This window comes from Pseudomonas putida (assembly GCF_001636055.1).
GTDB classification, from domain to species: domain Bacteria; phylum Pseudomonadota; class Gammaproteobacteria; order Pseudomonadales; family Pseudomonadaceae; genus Aquipseudomonas; species Aquipseudomonas machongensis.
In genome coordinates, this window is record NZ_CP011789.1 from 5010788 (window position 1) to 5027365 (window position 16578).

A 16578-nucleotide genomic window follows, 5' to 3' on the forward strand; every position below is an offset into this window, starting at 1 on the left:
TCAGCGGGCCAACAGGAAATCGAGCACGCGACGGCTGAACGGCTCGCCGACCTCGACATTGGACAGGTGCGCAGCCAGGAAGCCGGTGTACTCGGCGCCTGCCACATGCTCTTGGATGTACAGGCCACCCGAGGGCGGCGTTACCGCGTCGGCCTCCCCGGAAATCACCAGCAGCGGCGCGCTGATCGCTCCCAACTGATCGCGGAAATCGGCATCGCGCACCGCTCCGCAGTTGGCGGCATAGCCCTGTGGCGAAGTGGTTGCGAGCATGTCGGTGATGCGCTTGACCTGATCCGCGTGCTCGCTCGACCACGCCGGGGTGAACCAGCGCTCGATGGACGCATCACGCAACCCACGCATGGCCTCGGCGCCGTCGCGCAAGACCATTTCGATGCGCGGATTCCAGGTTTCAGGCGATCCGATCTTCGCCGCCGTGTTGCACACCACCAGACGCTGCAAACGCTCACCTGCATTGATGCCGAGCCACTGACCGATCAGGCCGCCCATCGACAACCCACAGAAATGCGCGCGCTCGATCTGCAGAGCATCCAGCAGCGCCAGCACATCACGCCCCAGTTGTTCGATGCTGTACGGCCCTTCGGTGACCAGCGAATCGCCATGACCGCGCGTGTCGTAGCGCAGTACTCGAAAGTGCTTGGTCCACAGCGGCATCTGGGTATCCCACATGTGCAGGTTGGTGCCCAGCGAGTTGGACAGCACCAGCACCGGGGCGTGCTCGGGGCCTTCGAGTTGGTAGTTCAATACGCCATCGGCCAGTTGCAAATGCGCCACAGCGGTCTCCTTCAAGCAGTGAAACGTTGATGTTCGGCCACAGCACGCGCCACCCAGACGCGGGCCTGGCCGAGGTAATGGGCAGGGTCGAGCAACTGGTCGAGCGCTTCGCCAGACAGCTGTTCGGTGACCTGTGGCTCGTCGCCGAGCACGGCACGCAGGTGGCGCTGTTCGGCCACCGCGCGCTGGCAGCATTGCTCAAGCAGGTGATGGGCCTTGTCGCGCCCCAGACGCTGGGCCAGCACGATGCTCACCGCTTCGGCCAGCACCAGGCCTTGAGTCAGTTCAAGGTTGCGGCGCATGCGCTCGGCGTCCACCTCCATGCCCTCGGCGATCAGTTGTGCCTGGCGCAGGGCGCCGGAGACCAGGCAGCAGATGTCTGGCAGGGTCTCCCATTCGGCATGCCACAGGCCCAGGCTACGCTCGTGCTCCTGGGGCATGGCGGCGAACAGCGTCGACAGCAGCCCCGGCACGCGGGTCGCGGCGCCGATCAGCACCGCTGCACCCACAGGGTTGCGCTTGTGCGGCATGGTCGAAGAGCCGCCCTTGCCCGGCGCAGCAGGCTCGAACACCTCGCCAGCCTCGGTCTGCATCAACAGGCTGATATCGCGACCGAATTTGCCCAGGCTGCCGGCAATCAGGCCCAGCACCGAGGCGAACTCCACCAGGCGGTCGCGCTGGGTGTGCCAGGGCTGCTCGGGCAAGGCGAGGCCAAGTTGTGCCGCCAGCGCCTCGGCCACCGCCAATGCCTTGCTGCCCAGTGCCGCAAGGCTGCCAGAGGCCCCCCCGAATTGCAGGCACAACAGGCGCGGACGCAGCTCCTGCAAGCGCTGGCGGTGACGGGTCAACGCCCCGAGCATACCGGCCAGCTTCATGCCCAGCGTCACAGGCGTGGCGTGCTGCAGCCAGGTGCGCCCCACCAGCGGCGTGTCGGCATGCAGCAAAGCCTGGCGTGCGAGGGTGTCGGCGAGCTTTTCCAGATCTGCCTCGATCAACCCCAGGGCATCACGCAGTTGCAGAACCAGGCCAGTGTCCATCGCATCCTGGCTGGTAGCCCCCAGGTGCACATAACGCTCGGCCTCCGGCACGCCACTGGCAACCACCTTGCCCAGTGCCTTGACCAGCGGGATCGCCGAGTTGCCAGCCACCGCAATGGCCTGCGCCAGCGCTTGCACGTCATAGCGCTCGGCCTTGCATGCCGCCTCGATGGCTGCCACCGCGGTGTGCGGCACCAGCCCTGCGTCAGCCTCGGCGCGCGCCAGGGCAGCCTCGAAGTCGAGCATGCCCTGCAGGCGGCCATGGTCGCTGAACACCTCGCGCATGGCCGGGGCGGTGAAGTAGGCATCGAACAGTTGGTTGCTCATGCAACGTCCTTAGTGATCATGGTGCAGGTACGCCGCCTGCTTGGGCAGGCGCAGGCTGAACAGGAAGGCCACCGCCATCATGGCGGTCACGTACCAGTAGAAAGTGTTCTCCATCCCCAGCGTCTTCAAGCCCAGGGCGACGTATTCGGCCGAACCGCCGAAGACCGCGTTGGCCACGGCATAGGCCAGGCCCACACCCAAGGCACGCACCTGAGGTGGGAACATCTCGGCCTTCACCAGGCCGCTGATGGAGGTATAGAAACTGACGATGCACAGCGCGAGGGTCACCAGCACGAAGGCCATGAACGGGCTGGTCACGGTCTTGAGCGCCATCAGCAACGGCACGGTGAACAGAGTGCCCAGCGCGCCGAACAACAGCATCGAGTTACGTCGGCCGATACGGTCGGACAACATGCCGAACAGTGGCTGCAGGATCATGAACAGGAACAGCGCGCCAGTCATCACGAAGCTGGCGCTCTTGGCGTTCATGCCGGCCGTGTTGACCAGGTACTTCTGCATGTAGGTGGTGAAGGTGTAGAAGATCAACGAACCGCCAGCGGTATAGCCCAGCACCGTGATGAAGGCTGCGGCGTGGTTGCGGAACAGGCCACTGACGCTGCCGGCATCTTTATCCTGGCGAGTCTCGGCACTGCTGGTCTCTTTCAGCGATCGGCGCAGCATCAGCGAAATCAGCGCGGCGACGGCGCCGACCACGAACGGAATGCGCCAGCCCCAGGCGCGCAGTTCTTCTTCAGTGAGCAATTGCTGCAGGATCACCACCACCAGCACCGCCAGCAACTGGCCGCCGATCAGGGTGACGTACTGGAACGAGGCGAAGAATCCACGCTGGCCGCGCAGGGCCACCTCACTCATGTAGGTCGCGGTGGTGCCGTACTCACCGCCGACCGACAGGCCCTGGACCAGCCGCGCAAACAGCAGCAGTGCCGGCGCCCAGGTACCGATGCTCGAATAGGTCGGCAGGCAGGCGATCAGCAACGAGCCTGCGCACATCATCAACACCGAGATCATCAACGAGTTCTTGCGCCCGTGACGGTCGGCCAGGCGGCCGAAAATCCAGCCACCGATGGGGCGCATCAGAAAGCCTGCGGCGAACACACCGGCTGTGTTGAGCAACTGCACGGTGGGGTCGTCGGAGGGGAAGAACGCCGGGGCGAAGTAAATGGCGCAGAAGGCATAGACATAGAAGTCGAACCACTCCACCAGGTTGCCGGAAGATGCCCCGACGATGGCGAAGATACGGCTTTTGCGCTCTTCGCCCGTGTAATGGACTGCGGTCATGGCGTGCTTACTCCTCGAGGGTTACCATCAATTCTAGACATACCCGGTAACACTCTCGTTCCGCTTGGGGGCTGACCATTAGCCTTATGTCTTGCAGGTCCGGCCTCTTCGCGGGCAAGCCCGCTCCCACAGGATGGCGTGAGCGGCTTGCACACGAAGAGGACGGCACAGGTCAAACCCGCTCGATGGCCAGCGCCAACCCCTGCCCCACGCCGACACACATGGTTGCCAGGCCCTTGCGCCCGCCGCTCTTCTCCAGGTGGTGCAGCGCCGTCAGCACCAGCCGCGCGCCGCTCATGCCCAGCGGATGCCCCAGGGCGATCGCTCCGCCATTGGGGTTGACCTGAGGCGCATCGTCCGCCACGCCCAGCTCGCGCAGCACCGCCAGGCCCTGGCTGGCAAAGGCTTCGTTGAGTTCGATCACATCGAAATCAGCCACGGCGATACCCAGGCGCTCGGTGAGCTTGCGCACAGCAGGCACGGGGCCTATGCCCATCACCCGCGGCGCCACGCCGGCGCTGGCCATACCCAGGACACGGGCACGTGGGGTCAGGCCGTGTTTCTTCACCGCATCGGCCGATGCCAGGATCAGCGCCGCGGCGCCATCGTTCACACCCGACGCATTGCCAGCAGTGACGGTCTTGTCCGCGCCATTGACCGGCTTGAGCCTGGCCAGCGCTTCCAGGGTGGTGTCCGGGCGCAGGTGTTCATCCTGCTCGACCAGGGTTTCGCCCTTTTTGTGGACGATACGCACCGGCACGATCTCCTCGGCGAAGAAACCTGCTGCCTGGGCGGCGGCGGCCTTCTGCTGGCTGCGCAGGGCGAAGGCATCCTGGTCAGCACGCGAGACCCGGTGATCGTCGGCAACGTTGTCGGCAGTCTCAGGCATGGCATCGACACCGTACTGAGCCTTCATCAACGGGTTGATAAAGCGCCAGCCGATGGTGGTGTCTTCGAGCTTCATGTTGCGCGAGTAGCCACTCTCGGCCTTGCCCATCACGAACGGCGCGCGCGACATCGACTCGACGCCACCAGCGATGGCCAGCTCCATCTCGCCACTGGCGATGGCGCGAAACGCCGTGCCGACCGCATCCATGCCCGAGGCGCAGAGGCGGTTGAGGGTCACGCCGGGAATGCTCTCGGGCAGGCCAGCCAGCAGCAGCGCCATGCGCGCGACGTTGCGGTTATCCTCGCCGGCCTGGTTGGCGCAGCCGAGAAACACTTCGTCGAGCTGATCCCAGCGAACCTGCGGGTTGCGCTCGACCAGCGCCTTGAGCGGCACCGCCGCCAGGTCGTCGGCGCGCACACCAGCCAAGGCGCCACCGAAACGGCCAATCGGGGTACGGATCGCGTCGCAGATGAATACGTCACGCATCAGGCTTCTCCTGCGCTCTGGCCATGGGCTGCTGCAGTACGGGCTTCAAGATCACGCAGGGCGGTCAATTCTGTCTCGCTCGGCTCGGCGGTGGCCTGCACGTCATCGGCAAAGCGAATCGCCCAGCCGGTGGCGGCGACGATCTGTTCGCGGGTCACGCCCGGATGGATCGAGGTAACGACGAATTCGTGGGTGCCGACTTCCGGCTCCATGATGCACAGGTCGGTGATGATGCCCACCGGCCCCTCGCCGGGCAGGCCCAGGCGCTTGCGCGAATCGCCGCCCTCGCCGTGCCCGACCGAGGTGATGAAGTCGAGCTTGTCGACGAAAGCGCGCGGCGACTGCTTCAGAATGATCAGCACCTGCTTGGCGGAGCCTGCGATCTCTGGCGCACCGCCCGCGCCCGGCAGGCGAGTCTTGGGCGCGTGGTAATCACCGACCACGGTGGTGTTGATGTTGCCGAAGCGGTCGACCTGGGCGGCGCCGAGGAAGCCCACATCGATACGACCGCCCTGCAGCCAATAGCGGAAGATCTCGCCGGTCGGCACCACGGTGTCAGCGGTCTCAGCCAACTCGCCATCGCCGATCGACAGCGGCAACACACTCGGTTTGGCACCGATCGGGCCAGACTCATAGATCAGCACCACGTCGGGCGACGAGGTCAGGCGCGCCAGGTTGGCGGCCTTGGACGGCAGGCCGATCCCCACGAAGCAAACGGCGCCGTTACGCAGGCGACGGGCCGCGGCCACGGTCATCATTTCGGAGGTGGAGTAGCTCATTGTTCAGCCTCCAGCTTGCGCTTGAATTCGGTGAAGTCGGTGGTACCGCGGATGTAGGTGTCGATCCAGGCCGTGAAGGATTCGCGGTTGCGCGCGATCGGGTCCCAGGCCTGGTAGAAGCGGTTGTCACGCTCGTAGTAGCCATGGGCGTAGGACGGATGCGCGCCGCCCGGTACCAGGCACACTGCACTGAGCGCCCAGGTCGGCAGTACGCAGGCGTTCATCGGCGCTTGCAGGTCGTCGACGATTTCCTCGACTGTGACGATGCAGCGCTTGGCGGCCAAGGCCGCTTCCTTCTGCACCCCGAGGATGCCCCACAGCAGCACGTTGCCCTTGCGGTCGGCTTTCTGCGCGTGGATCACGGTGACATCCGGGCGAACCGAAGGCACGGCAGCCAGCACTTCGCCCGTGAAAGGGCAAGTGACCGACTTGATCAGCGGGTTGACCTTGGGCAGGTCGGAGCCGGCGTAGGCACGCAATACCGCGAACGGCAGGCCGGAGGCGCCGGCAACGTAGGCGTTGGCCAGGTCGGCATGGCTGTGCTCTTCGATCTCGATCGCGTGCGGCCATTGTTTCTCCACGGCGTCGCGCAGGCGATGCAGCGAGCCGACCCCCGGGTTGCCGCCCCACGAGAAGATCAGTTTGCGCGCACAACCGGCACCGATCAGTTGGTCGTAGATCAGGTCCGGGGTCATGCGCACCAGCGTGAGGTCGCGTTTGCCCTGGCGGATGATTTCGTGACCGGCGGCGGTTGGAATCAGGTGGGTGAAACCTTCGAGGGCAACGCTGTCGCCGTCGTGGACGAACTGCTTCACGGCATCATGAAGCGAGAGGATTGCTGCCATTGGAGACTCCTGGTCAGGCTGAGTCGGGTTTGAGTGCAGCGTCGCTGCGATGGGCTCAGATTAAGGAGACCGGGGGTGGGGAAACAATCCGATAATCGACCTTTTGTGCGGTTATCGAACGGTTTGAATGCGTTACCGGTGATGACGAGTGGCGACCTTTTCGCGGGCAAGCCCGCTCCCACAAGGGAGTAACTGTCTTGCTCAAAATCTAAAGGCCAGCCCAATCCCTAGACTGCCCCAAGGGTTGGATTTGTGTCCAACTTCCTGGGGGCAGTCCCAATCCCTGTGGGAGCGGGCTTGCCCGCGAAAAGGCCACTCCCCCAATGCCTGATCAGGTGGCGTCAGCGTGACTCACCAAGCCTTTGACGATAACCCCGACGGTCGCCAGCGCCGCCGGCACCAGAAGCGCGGTCAGCACCTGCTCGAAGGTCCAGCCCAGCCCCAGCAGCGTCGCCCCGCTCCAGGCTCCGAGAATCGCGCCGAAACGGCCAATGCCCAGCATCCACGACACCCCCGTGGCACGCCCCTGGGTCGGATAGAATCGCGCTGCCAGCGACGGCATCGCCGACTGTGCTCCGTTCACGCACATCCCCGCGACCAGCACCAGAATGGCCAGCAACGTGATGTTGCCCAGGCTTTGACCCACCGCGTAGGCAAACACCCCGGCCAGCAGGTAGAAAATGCCGATGACCTTGTGCGGATTGAAGCGGTCCATCGCCCAGCCCACCGCCACGGCGCTGAGTACGCCGCCGAACTGGAACAGCGCACCGATGAAGGCTGCTGTTTCAAGGCTGGCGCCACTGTCGCGCATCAGCGTCGGCAGCCAACTGGTCAGCAGGTAGACGATCACCAGGCCCATGAAGTAGGTCAGCCATAGCAGCACCGTGCCCAGGCCATATGTGCCAGAGAAAATGACCGCGAAGACGTTGCGCGCAGCCACGGCCTTCTGCTCCGGCACGCTGAAGCTCGCGGCCTGGGCAACCACGGCCGGAGCGATCGGGGCAAGCGTCTTGCGCACCTTGTCGGTGCCGCGATTGCGCACCACCAGAAAACGCGCCGACTCCGGCAACCACACCAGCAGCACCACCGCCAGCAGCAACGGCAGCACACCGCCCAGCACCAGCAGGCTGTGCCAGCCGTAGGCTGGGATAAGCTTGGCAGAGATGAAGCCACCACCGGCCATGCCCAGGTTGAAGCCGCAGAACATGCTGGTCACCAGCAGCGACTTCAAGCGCTCCGGGGTGTATTCGGACAGCAGGGTCGTGGCATTGGGCATGCCAGCGCCCAGGCCGAGGCCTGTCAGGAAACGCAGCACCAGTAGTTGATCGACATTGCTGGCGTACGCCGAGGCCAGGCTGAAACCGCCGAACACCAGTACCGCGCCTACCAGCACGCCCTTGCGACCGAAGCGGTCTGCCAGCGGCCCGGAACCCAGGGCGCCGAAGACCATGCCAATCAGTGCGGCGCTCATTACCGGGCCCAGGCTGGCACGGTCGATCCCCCACTCCTGGGACAGCGCCGGAGCGATGAACCCCATCGCTGCGGTGTCCAGGCCATCGAGGAAGACAATCAGGAAGCACAGGATCACCACCCGCCATTGATAGCGGGACAGCGGCTGGTCGTTGATGAACGACTGTACATCGAGGCAGTTGCCGACAGCAGTTTGCGGTTTGTTCATTGTTGTTATCCAGAAGATGGGCGCAGGTACACCGCTGCGACCAATAAGGCGCAGGGCTAAAGAAACCGGTACGGGCGTTGAAATCAGCTGGGTAACGATGCAACTGCGCAAGGCAGCGAGGGGACAGTGGTCATGGGCTTGTCTCGTGTTGTTATTGTCCGGTCGGCAGCGCCGAACGTTGCGAGAAACATTAATCAGCACCTGCGGCGGGCGCAATTCACGAGGAACGACATTGTGCGTTTATCGCACAAGAATAGTTCTACCGCTTGTCCACCTATTGCGGCGGCGCGCCATCCCAGACGCTCAACCGAACAACTGATGGCAAAGATCTCGGCTGGCCGACAACAGTATGGGCAAGAAGCGCTGTTCCAGTTCGTTGCGCGTCACCCGTCCGACGTGGGTGCTGACATTCAGTGCTGCCAGCACTTGCCCTGAAGCGTCATAGATCGGCACGGCGATCGAGCGCAACCCCTGCTCCAGCTCCTGGTCGACCACACACCAGCCCTGGGCGCGCACCTGTTGGATACAGGCGAACAGCGACTCGGGATCATGCAAGGTGCGGCTGGTTCGAGCCTTGAGATCGGCGCGCTCGAAGTACTCGCGCAGGCTGGTGTCGTCCAGTGCCGCCAGGAGGATTCGGCCCATGGAGGTGCAATAGGCCGGTAGGCGGCCACCCACCGACAGGTCGACCGAAATCAGACGCTCCACCGTCGCCGAGCGGGCGATGTAGAGAATGTCGTCGCCTTCGAGGGTCGCCATGTTCGCCGCTTCGTGCAGTTGCTCGCTGATACGGTCCAGGTAGGGCTGGGCCGAGACGGCCAGCGGCGTCGAGGAGAGGTAGGCATGCCCCAACGTCAGCACCTTGGGCAGCAACGAATAGGTACGTCCGTCGGAAGTGGCGTAACCGAGTTTGATCAAGGTGTGCAGACAACGACGCACTGCGGCGCGGGGGATTTCCGTGCGGTGGCTGATCTGGGCAATGGTCAGGTGGCGCTTGCGCTCCTGGAAGGCCTGGATCACCGCCAGCCCCCGGGCCAGAGAGGTCATGAAGTCGGGGTCGCCGGTGAACGCCTGAATGCGCTTGGCCGGCGATGCGACGATCGGCGGTGCCAGGGAAGGCGAGACGGCACGCTGCGGATCGCTGGGCGTGGAAGCGTTGGTTTCATCGTTCATCGGCAGACCTCAAAAAAAACGGCGCTTCGTGCGATTATCGAACAAGCGGCCGATAATCGCAATTGACCGCCGACACGTTTGCTTATACCTTTCTCATGCCCTTGTGGCTTCTTTGGAGAGACTGGTCAGGTACCCACCGTAGAAGACTAAAGGCAGCGGCCTCGCTTACCAGCGAGGCCGTTTTCATTTCTGCACTGTTTATCCGAACTTTACTCGGTACGTCGCCTCCAACTTCCCAAGTACAACGGGTCAACTTCCCACTGCACAATCAGGCTCGAGTAAAGGCCGTGGCCATTGGTGATTCGACGGTTATAATTCGGCGCTCGGGTCTGTATGCACGCTGGGAAATGGATCCACGCGCATCGCGTGTTACAGCCCCGTACCGAGAACCTCTTCAATTTATCAGGTCGATACTGTGACGAAAGATGAACTGCGCGCCGAACTCGAGCGCCAGGCAGAACGTTACAAGGATGTTTATGGTGGTGAAGTCACCACTTATGCTGCCCAACCGGAACCGGAACGCAAACCCTGGCGCAAACGTGCCAGCCTCCTTGACCAAGCCTTCTCCGAGGAACTGGAGAAGATGGAAAAGGAACGGCGCCCCGAAGAGCCTTGAGCTCAGGGCGTGATCGCAATGCGCCATGGCGCTGAACGCCATGGCGCCGTGCGCTTTTTCTGCAATCGACGATGATGAAATGGAATTACACAAATTTCATACAATCGTTTGAATCCTGCGAAGCCCTTCAATTGATCGCGTATTCGCTGCATTTCAACGAAATTAACGGTTTTTTATTCGTCGATTTCGCTTTGCTCCCTACCGTCGAACCGGCATGGCGGCTTTAGAAAAGCTGCCATCTGTCTGTCACGGGTGCATCGATTGCCATGGTTTTCTGGCATAATCCGGCCCCCCTACGACCGCCAGAAAACCTTCATGATCGATTTATTCAGCGGACTGGATGCCTGGGTAGCCGTGAGCCTGGTGCTCGCCCTCACCTTCGTGCTCGCATTCGAGTTCATCAATGGCTTTCATGACACCGCCAACGCGGTAGCCACCGTCATCTATACCAAAGCCATGCCGCCGCACCTGGCCGTGTTCTTCTCGGGTGTGTTCAACTTCCTCGGGGTTCTGCTCGGCGGTGTCGGGGTGGCCTATGCCATCGTGCACCTGCTGCCGGTCGAGCTGCTGATCAACGTGAACACCGGGCATGGCCTGGCCATGGTCTTCTCCCTGCTCGCCGCCGCCATCACCTGGAACCTGGGAACCTGGTATTTCGGTATCCCGGCGTCCAGCTCGCACACCCTGATCGGCTCGATTCTCGGGGTTGGCCTGGCCAACGCACTGCTCAGCGACATCCCGCTGGGTGACGGCGTGAACTGGCAGAAAGCGATCGACATCGCCATGTCGCTGGTGGTCTCGCCCATGGCCGGCTTCGCCGTTGCCGCACTGGTGCTGATTGGCCTGAAATGGTGGCGCCCGCTGTCGAAGATGCACAAGACCCCGGACCAGCGCCGCAAGCTCGACGACAAGAAGCACCCACCCTTCTGGAACCGCCTGGTGCTGGTGATCTCGGCCATGGGCGTGAGCTTCGTGCACGGCTCCAACGACGGCCAGAAAGGCATTGGCCTGATCATGCTGGTGCTGATCGGTATCGTCCCGGCCAAGTTCGTTCTCGACCTGAACAGCACCACCTACCAGATCGAGCGCACCCGCGACGCCACCCTGCACATGAGCCAGTTCTACCAGCGCAATGCCGCCACGCTTGGCGAGTTCCTGGCGTTGGGCAAGGCCAAGTCGAACGACCTGCCGGAGCAGTTCAGTTGCAACCCGCAACAGACCGAGCCAACCATTGCCGCGCTGCAGACCTCGCTCCAGGGCGTGACCGACTACCGTGACCTGAACGCCGAACAGCGTGTGGAAGTCCGTCGCTACCTGCTGTGCCTGGACGACACCGCGAAAAAGGTCGGAAAACTGCCAGGACTGGATAGCCGCGAGAAGGCCGACCTGGAAAAACTGCGCAAGGACCTCACCGCAACCACCGAATACGCCCCGTTCTGGGTGATCGTCGCCGTCGCCCTGGCCTTGGGCCTGGGCACCATGGTCGGCTGGAAGCGTGTGGTACTGACCGTTGGCGAGAAGATCGGCAAGCAGGGCATGACCTACGCCCAGGGCATGTCGGCACAGATCACCGCAGCTTGCGCCATCGGTATGGCCAACGTGTTCAGCCTGCCGGTCTCGACCACCCACGTACTGTCGTCGGGTGTTGCCGGGACCATGGTCGCCAACAAGAGCGGCCTGCAAGGCGGCACGGTGAAGACCATCCTGCTGGCCTGGGTACTGACCCTGCCAGCCTCGATGGGCCTGGCGGCTGGCCTGTTCTGGCTCGCCTCCAAAGCGATCGGCTGACACCTGCAGCATTGAAAAAGGCGCCCGCGACGGCGCCTTTTTCATGCCCTGGGGAAACTCAGCGCTTCTTGCCTCCCAGCAAAGATCCCATCAAGCCTCGCACCAGCTGCCTGCCCAACTGGTTGGCGGCCTGGCGCACCGCCGACTTGATCGCCTGCCCTGCCGCACTCTGCAAGAATTCACCCGCCTTGTCCGCCAGGCTGTCTGCGTCAGCCTTGGGCTGAGGCGCCGGTTCCACCGGCTCGCCCTTGCGCTGGGTCAGCAGTTCATAGGCCGACTCACGGTCGATCGGCTTGTCATAACGCCCTGCCAGGGGCGACTGCGCGATCAGTGCACTGCGCTCCGCCGGGGTGAGCGGGCCGATCCGCGATTGCGGCGGCGCCACCAGCACGCGCTGGACGACCTCAGGTGTCCCCTTGTCCTGCAAAGTACCCACCAGCGCCTCGCCGATCCCCAGCTCGGTGAGCACCGTCAGGGTATCGAAGGCAGGATTGGGACGAAAACCGTCGGCCACGGCCCTGAGCGACTTCTGCTCCTTGGCAGTGAAGGCCCGCAGCCCGTGCTGGATGCGCAAGCCCAGCTGCGCCAGTACGGCATCGGGCAGGTCGCCCGGGGACTGGGTAACGAAGTACACCCCCACACCCTTCGAACGGATAAGCCTCACCACCTGCTCCAGACGATCCTGCAGGGCCTTGGGGGTCCCGTTGAACAGCAGGTGCGCTTCGTCGAAGAACAGCGCAAGCACCGGCTTGTCGGCGTCGCCGCGCTCCGGCAGTTGCTCGAACAGCTCGGCCAGCAGCCACAGGAGGAAGGTCGCATAGACCTTTGGCGCCTCGTGCACCAGGCGGCTGGCGTCAAGCAGGTGGATGCGCCCGCGGCCATCGCTATCGACCCGCAGCAGATCCTCCAGTTGCAGCGCCGGCTCACCGAACAACGCCTCGGCCCCCTGCTGTTCCAGCGTGGCCAGGCGCCGCTGCAAGGCTTGGGTCGAAGCGGTGGTCATCAGCGCGCTGTCCTCGCCCAGCAGCTGTGGGTTGTCCTTCAGATGGCCAAGCAGCGCCTTGAGGTCTTTCAGGTCGAGCAGCAACAGCCCCTCGCGGTCGGCAACCTTGAACGCCGCATAGAGCGCCGCCTGCTGGCTGTCGGTCAGTTCAAGCAGGTTGCCCAGCAGCAACGGGCCCATTTCGCTGAGGGTAGTGCGCAACGGATGACCACTCTGCCCGGCGATGTCCCACAGGCTCACCGGGTAGGCCTTGGGCTGGTGGGCGAGCCAAGGCATCCCGGCAATGCGTTCGGCCACCTTGCCCTGGGGCGAACCCGCCGCCCCCAGGCCACACAGGTCTCCTTTCACGTCTGCCGCGAACACCGCCACACCCGCGTCGCTGAACACCTCGGCCAGACGCTGCAGGGTCACGGTCTTGCCGGTGCCGGTCGCTCCGGCGACCAGTCCATGGCGGTTGGCCAAGCGCATGGCCTGGCCGACTGGCAAGCCGTCTAGACCGGCACCTACAACGATTTGCGAAGAATCCGACATCTTATTTCATCCTCTTCTCAAGCTTTGCCTAAAAGCGGCCGATATGCAGAGGCGATATTGACCCGAAATACAGGACACAACCCACCAAGGCTCACCGGATTGTTGCACTGTTTTCTGCTGTGCTTCGTGCGAGCGACCCGATAAAACCTTAGCGGACCCGACGACGTCATGAACAAAAGCCTTCGTTTCAGCCACAAGATTCTCTTGGCGGCCTCTCTGATCGTGATACTGGCCTTTGCGCTGTTCACGTTGTACAACGACTATCTCCAGCGTAATGCCATTCGCGCCAATCTGGAGAGTTACCTGGCAGAAATGGGCCAGTCCACGTCCACCACGATCCGCCACCTGTTCGAAGGGCGGATCCGGCTGGTGGAAAACCTTGCGCAGAATATCGCCCAGCATCCGGCCGATGCCGAAACCCTGATGGGGCAACAGGCGCTGATCTCCAGTTTCCTCACGGTCTACCTGGGCAAGGTCGACGGCAGCTTCAGCGTGCGCCCCGACAGCAAGATGCCCGACGGCTACGACCCGCGCGTACGCCCCTGGTACAAGGACGGCATGGCCGCCAGCGGCCCTCTCCTCACCGAACCCTACATCGACATGACCACCAACAAGATGGTCATGGGCATCCTCGACAAGGTTTCCAGCGATGTCGGCGTGGTCGGGGGCGACCTGGCGCTGGACGGCCTGGTACAGATCATCAACTCGTTGAACTTCGGCGGCATGGGCTACGCGTTCCTGGTCAACGACCAGGGCAAGATCCTGGTGCACCCGGACAATGCCCTGGTGATGAAATCGCTGTCGGAGGCCTTCCCACAGAACACCCCGAAACTGTCCCGCGAGTTGACCGAGGTGCAGGTCGACGGCCAGGCGCGACTGCTCACCTTCACCCCCATCCAGGGCCTGCCTTCGGCCAACTGGTACATCGGCCTGTCGGTGGACAAGGACAAAGCCTTCAGCATGCTCAGCACCTTCCGTAACTCGGCGGTGATTGCCACGCTGGTAGCGGTGGTCATCATCATCGCCCTGCTCGGCCTGCTGATCCGCGTGCTGATGCAACCGCTGCACACCATGACCCGTGCCATGGAGGACATCGCCGAAGGTGAAGGCGACCTGACCAAGCGCCTGAACATCCATAACCATGACGAGTTCGGTGTGCTCGGCAGCGCATTCAACCGCTTCGTCGAACGGGTGCACAGCTCGATTCGCGAAGTCTCCTCGGCCACCGAGCAGGTCAACGAAGTGGCGCTGCGGGTGGTCAGCGCCTCCAACTCCTCGATGCTCAACTCGGACGAGCAGGCCAACCGCACCAACAGCGTCGCCGCCGCCATCAACGAGCTGGGCGCCGCGGCCCAGGAAATCGCCGGCAATGCCGCACAAGCCTCGCAGCATGCCAGCTCTGCCCGATTGCTCGCCGAAGAAGGGCAGCAGGTGGTCGAGCACAATATCCAGGCGATGAACCGCCTGTCGGCGCTGATCGTCAGTTCCAGCGCGCATATCGAGGCCCTCAACGACAAGACCGTCAACATCGGCCAGATCCTCGAGGTCATCACCAGCATCTCCCAACAGACCAACCTGCTGGCGCTGAACGCGGCCATCGAGGCCGCCCGTGCCGGTGAGGCCGGCCGCGGCTTCGCGGTGGTGGCCGACGAGGTGCGCAACCTCGCCCACCGTACCCAGGAATCGGCGCAGCAGGTCCAGGGGATGATCGAGGAGTTGCAGGTCGGCGCCCGCACCTCGGTCGAGACCATGGACCAGAGTCAACGCCACAGCCAGGACGGCGTGCAAATCGCCAACCAGGCCGGCGAGCGCTTGGGCAGTGTGACCCAGCGCATTGGCGAGATCGACGGCATGAACCAGTCGGTGGCCACCGCCACCGAGGAACAGACCTCGGTGGTGGAGTCGATCAACATGGACATCAACGAGATCAACACGCTCAACCAGGAGGGCGTGGAAAACCTGCAGGCCACCCTGCGCGCTTGCTCCGATCTGGAACAGCAGGCCGCGCGCCTCAAGCAACTGGTGGGCAGTTTCCGCATCTGACGCCTCAGGGCTGCGCAGCACCTGTGGGAGCAACTGTCTTGCTCAAAATCTAAAGACCAGCCCAATCCCCTGTGGGAGCGGGCTTGTCCCGCGAACACGGGCGTAGCCCGTGCCAGGCAGCGCGGTGTCTTTTTCGCGGGTAAACCCGCTCCCACACGTACGGCGTTCGGATTTACGCCGGTGTTGCGCTCTTGCACTGAGGCAATTCCACATCCTGCCAGGGGGTGCCTGTTCTTAGCATCGCATTGAGTCGTACGATGAAAACTCTCATGCAGGCCACAATCGCGACCTTGGCTGCCTTGCCCCTTTCACGCAGTGCTTGGTACTTCGCCTTGAGCGAGGGGTTTTGCCTTACGGCCACCAAACACGACATGTACAACGCGCACCTTATCCCGAAACGGCCTCCCGAGATCGAGCGCTTGCCTACGGATGTTCCACTGTCGTGATTGAAAGGTGCCACCCCAACCAGCGAGGCTATTTCTCGGGCCTCCACATGGCCCAACTCCGGCAGCAGCGTCACAAGCTTCCCAGCCGTCACCAGCCCGATACCTTTGACCTGGACTAGTTGAGCAATTCGTTCATCACCCAGCCCTTCGGCATGCAGCTTGAGCTCATGCTCAATCTGTCTGATCTGAGACCTGAAGTGCTGGAGGTTGGACTTCAGGAAGCGAGCGACCACCTCAGACTGAGCCTGTTTCAGGCGCCGCCGGTCGTCGTCTCGCTGCTGGACCAGACGATCACGCTGCTGCAGCAGCTCGCGCAGCAACGCCCTCTGCGGACTGACCTGCAGAGTAGGTTTATCGGGGATAACTTCGGCGAAATGCGCCAATACCGCTGCATCGATGGCGTCGGTCTTGGCTTTGATATTCATGGACTCGGCAAACGACCTGGCTCGCCTAGGGTTTACGCGAATGACCTTGTAGCCAGCGCTCTGCAGAAAGCTCAGCACCTCACGCTCGTATCCGCCTGTCGCCTCCAGCAGGACACGCTTGACCTTGAGGCCTCGAAGGCTCTTCTCCAATACCTCGAACCCTGCCTGATCGTTGGTGACATTGATCTTGAGGCTCTGGGGACGCACCGCTATGTCCAGCGTGCGACTAGAAACATCGATACCCACAAAGGAAACCATCACCAAAATCTCCTAGACTCAACAGAGTGAGAGGACTTTGGCTTGGCCCACGCTTGTGATTCGAGATCAAGGCCGCATCCAACTGTTCGGGCTCTCGCCAAAGTGGAACGGTGAATGGCAGCTTGTGCTCCCACTCGTGCTCAAGGCACACGCGGCATTCAGC

13 protein-coding genes are annotated in these 16578 nt (G+C 63.0%); 3 read left to right on the plus strand and 10 right to left on the minus strand.

Annotation, left to right across the window (positions count from 1 at the left end; genetic code table 11):
- The 8 genes from pcaD to pcaR all read right to left on the minus strand — a co-directional run bounded on the left by pcaD (position 1) and on the right by pcaR (position 9305).
- On the minus strand, positions 1 to 792 hold the full coding sequence (pcaD, locus tag AB688_RS22560; protein WP_063545960.1) for a 3-oxoadipate enol-lactonase: 792 nt from the start codon (positions 790 to 792) through the stop codon (positions 1 to 3).
- A gap of 11 nt (positions 793 to 803) precedes the next feature.
- On the minus strand, positions 804 to 2156 hold the full coding sequence (locus tag AB688_RS22565; RefSeq protein WP_063545961.1) for a 3-carboxy-cis,cis-muconate cycloisomerase: 1353 nt from the start codon (positions 2154 to 2156) through the stop codon (positions 804 to 806).
- Between the two features lie 9 nt (positions 2157 to 2165).
- Positions 2166 to 3455 carry an MFS family transporter gene (locus tag AB688_RS22570; RefSeq protein ID WP_063545962.1) on the minus strand — a complete coding sequence of 430 codons (1290 nt, stop codon included), beginning with the start codon at positions 3453 to 3455 and terminating at the stop codon, positions 2166 to 2168.
- A 172-nt stretch (positions 3456 to 3627) separates the two neighbouring features.
- A complete protein-coding gene (gene pcaF / locus AB688_RS22575) occupies positions 3628 to 4833 on the minus strand; it encodes a 3-oxoadipyl-CoA thiolase (RefSeq protein WP_196759913.1) in 1206 nt (401 codons plus the stop codon).
- Complete coding sequence (locus AB688_RS22580) at positions 4830 to 5609, minus strand: CoA-transferase subunit beta (protein ID WP_054893783.1); 780 nt, start codon at positions 5607 to 5609, stop codon at positions 4830 to 4832. The genes pcaF and AB688_RS22580 overlap by 4 nt, the downstream gene beginning before the upstream one ends.
- Positions 5606 to 6454, minus strand: a complete 849-nt coding sequence (locus AB688_RS22585; protein ID WP_054893784.1) for a CoA transferase subunit A — start codon at positions 6452 to 6454, stop codon at positions 5606 to 5608. The genes AB688_RS22580 and AB688_RS22585 overlap by 4 nt, the downstream gene beginning before the upstream one ends.
- Before the next feature lie 331 nt (positions 6455 to 6785).
- Positions 6786 to 8132 carry an MFS transporter gene (locus AB688_RS22590; RefSeq protein ID WP_063545964.1) on the minus strand — a complete coding sequence of 449 codons (1347 nt, stop codon included), beginning with the start codon at positions 8130 to 8132 and terminating at the stop codon, positions 6786 to 6788.
- 303 nt (positions 8133 to 8435) lie between these two features.
- Entirely contained in the window at positions 8436 to 9305 is an 870-nt protein-coding gene (gene pcaR / locus AB688_RS22595) for a pca regulon transcriptional regulator PcaR (protein WP_054893786.1), read from the minus strand.
- A gap of 415 nt (positions 9306 to 9720) precedes the next feature.
- On the opposite strand from pcaR, the gene AB688_RS26620 reads away from it, so the two are divergent.
- Complete coding sequence (locus AB688_RS26620) at positions 9721 to 9921, plus strand: hypothetical protein (protein ID WP_081255307.1); 201 nt, start codon at positions 9721 to 9723, stop codon at positions 9919 to 9921.
- A gap of 315 nt (positions 9922 to 10236) precedes the next feature.
- Positions 10237 to 11709: an inorganic phosphate transporter gene (locus AB688_RS22605; RefSeq protein WP_054893788.1), complete on the plus strand. Its 1473-nt coding sequence runs from the start codon at positions 10237 to 10239 to the stop codon at positions 11707 to 11709.
- Between the two features lie 58 nt (positions 11710 to 11767).
- Here the strand turns inward: AB688_RS22605 and AB688_RS22610 are convergent, their stop codons facing one another.
- Entirely contained in the window at positions 11768 to 13243 is a 1476-nt protein-coding gene (locus tag AB688_RS22610) for a helicase HerA-like domain-containing protein (protein ID WP_063545965.1), read from the minus strand.
- Between the two features lie 168 nt (positions 13244 to 13411).
- On the opposite strand from AB688_RS22610, the gene AB688_RS22615 reads away from it, so the two are divergent.
- The gene (locus AB688_RS22615; protein WP_063545966.1) at positions 13412 to 15286 is read left to right on the plus strand and encodes a methyl-accepting chemotaxis protein; all 1875 of its coding nucleotides are present in this window, start codon (positions 13412 to 13414) and stop codon (positions 15284 to 15286) included.
- Positions 15287 to 15458: 172 nt separating this feature from the next.
- Here the strand turns inward: AB688_RS22615 and AB688_RS22620 are convergent, their stop codons facing one another.
- A complete protein-coding gene (locus AB688_RS22620; protein WP_063545967.1) occupies positions 15459 to 16415 on the minus strand; it encodes an IS110 family transposase in 957 nt (318 codons plus the stop codon).
- Between the last annotated feature and the right edge of the window lie 163 nt (positions 16416 to 16578).

Bases quoted from the DNA above. Each gene is read 5' to 3' on its own strand.
- AB688_RS22565 (WP_063545961.1), bottom strand. From the start codon at position 2,156: ATGAGCAACCAACTGTTCGATGCCTACTTCACCGCCCCGGCCATGCGC.
- AB688_RS22570 (WP_063545962.1), bottom strand. From the start codon at position 3,455: ATGACCGCAGTCCATTACACGGGCGAAGAGCGCAAAAGCCGTATCTTC.
- AB688_RS22580 (WP_054893783.1), bottom strand. From the start codon at position 5,609: ATGAGCTACTCCACCTCCGAAATGATGACCGTGGCCGCGGCCCGTCGC.
- AB688_RS22585 (WP_054893784.1), bottom strand. From the start codon at position 6,454: ATGGCAGCAATCCTCTCGCTTCATGATGCCGTGAAGCAGTTCGTCCAC.
- AB688_RS22590 (WP_063545964.1), bottom strand. From the start codon at position 8,132: ATGAACAAACCGCAAACTGCTGTCGGCAACTGCCTCGATGTACAGTCG.
- pcaR (WP_054893786.1), bottom strand. From the start codon at position 9,305: ATGAACGATGAAACCAACGCTTCCACGCCCAGCGATCCGCAGCGTGCC.
- AB688_RS22605 (WP_054893788.1), top strand. From the start codon at position 10,237: ATGATCGATTTATTCAGCGGACTGGATGCCTGGGTAGCCGTGAGCCTG.
- AB688_RS22610 (WP_063545965.1), bottom strand. From the start codon at position 13,243: ATGTCGGATTCTTCGCAAATCGTTGTAGGTGCCGGTCTAGACGGCTTG.
- AB688_RS22615 (WP_063545966.1), top strand. From the start codon at position 13,412: ATGAACAAAAGCCTTCGTTTCAGCCACAAGATTCTCTTGGCGGCCTCT.
- AB688_RS22620 (WP_063545967.1), bottom strand. From the start codon at position 16,415: ATGGTTTCCTTTGTGGGTATCGATGTTTCTAGTCGCACGCTGGACATA.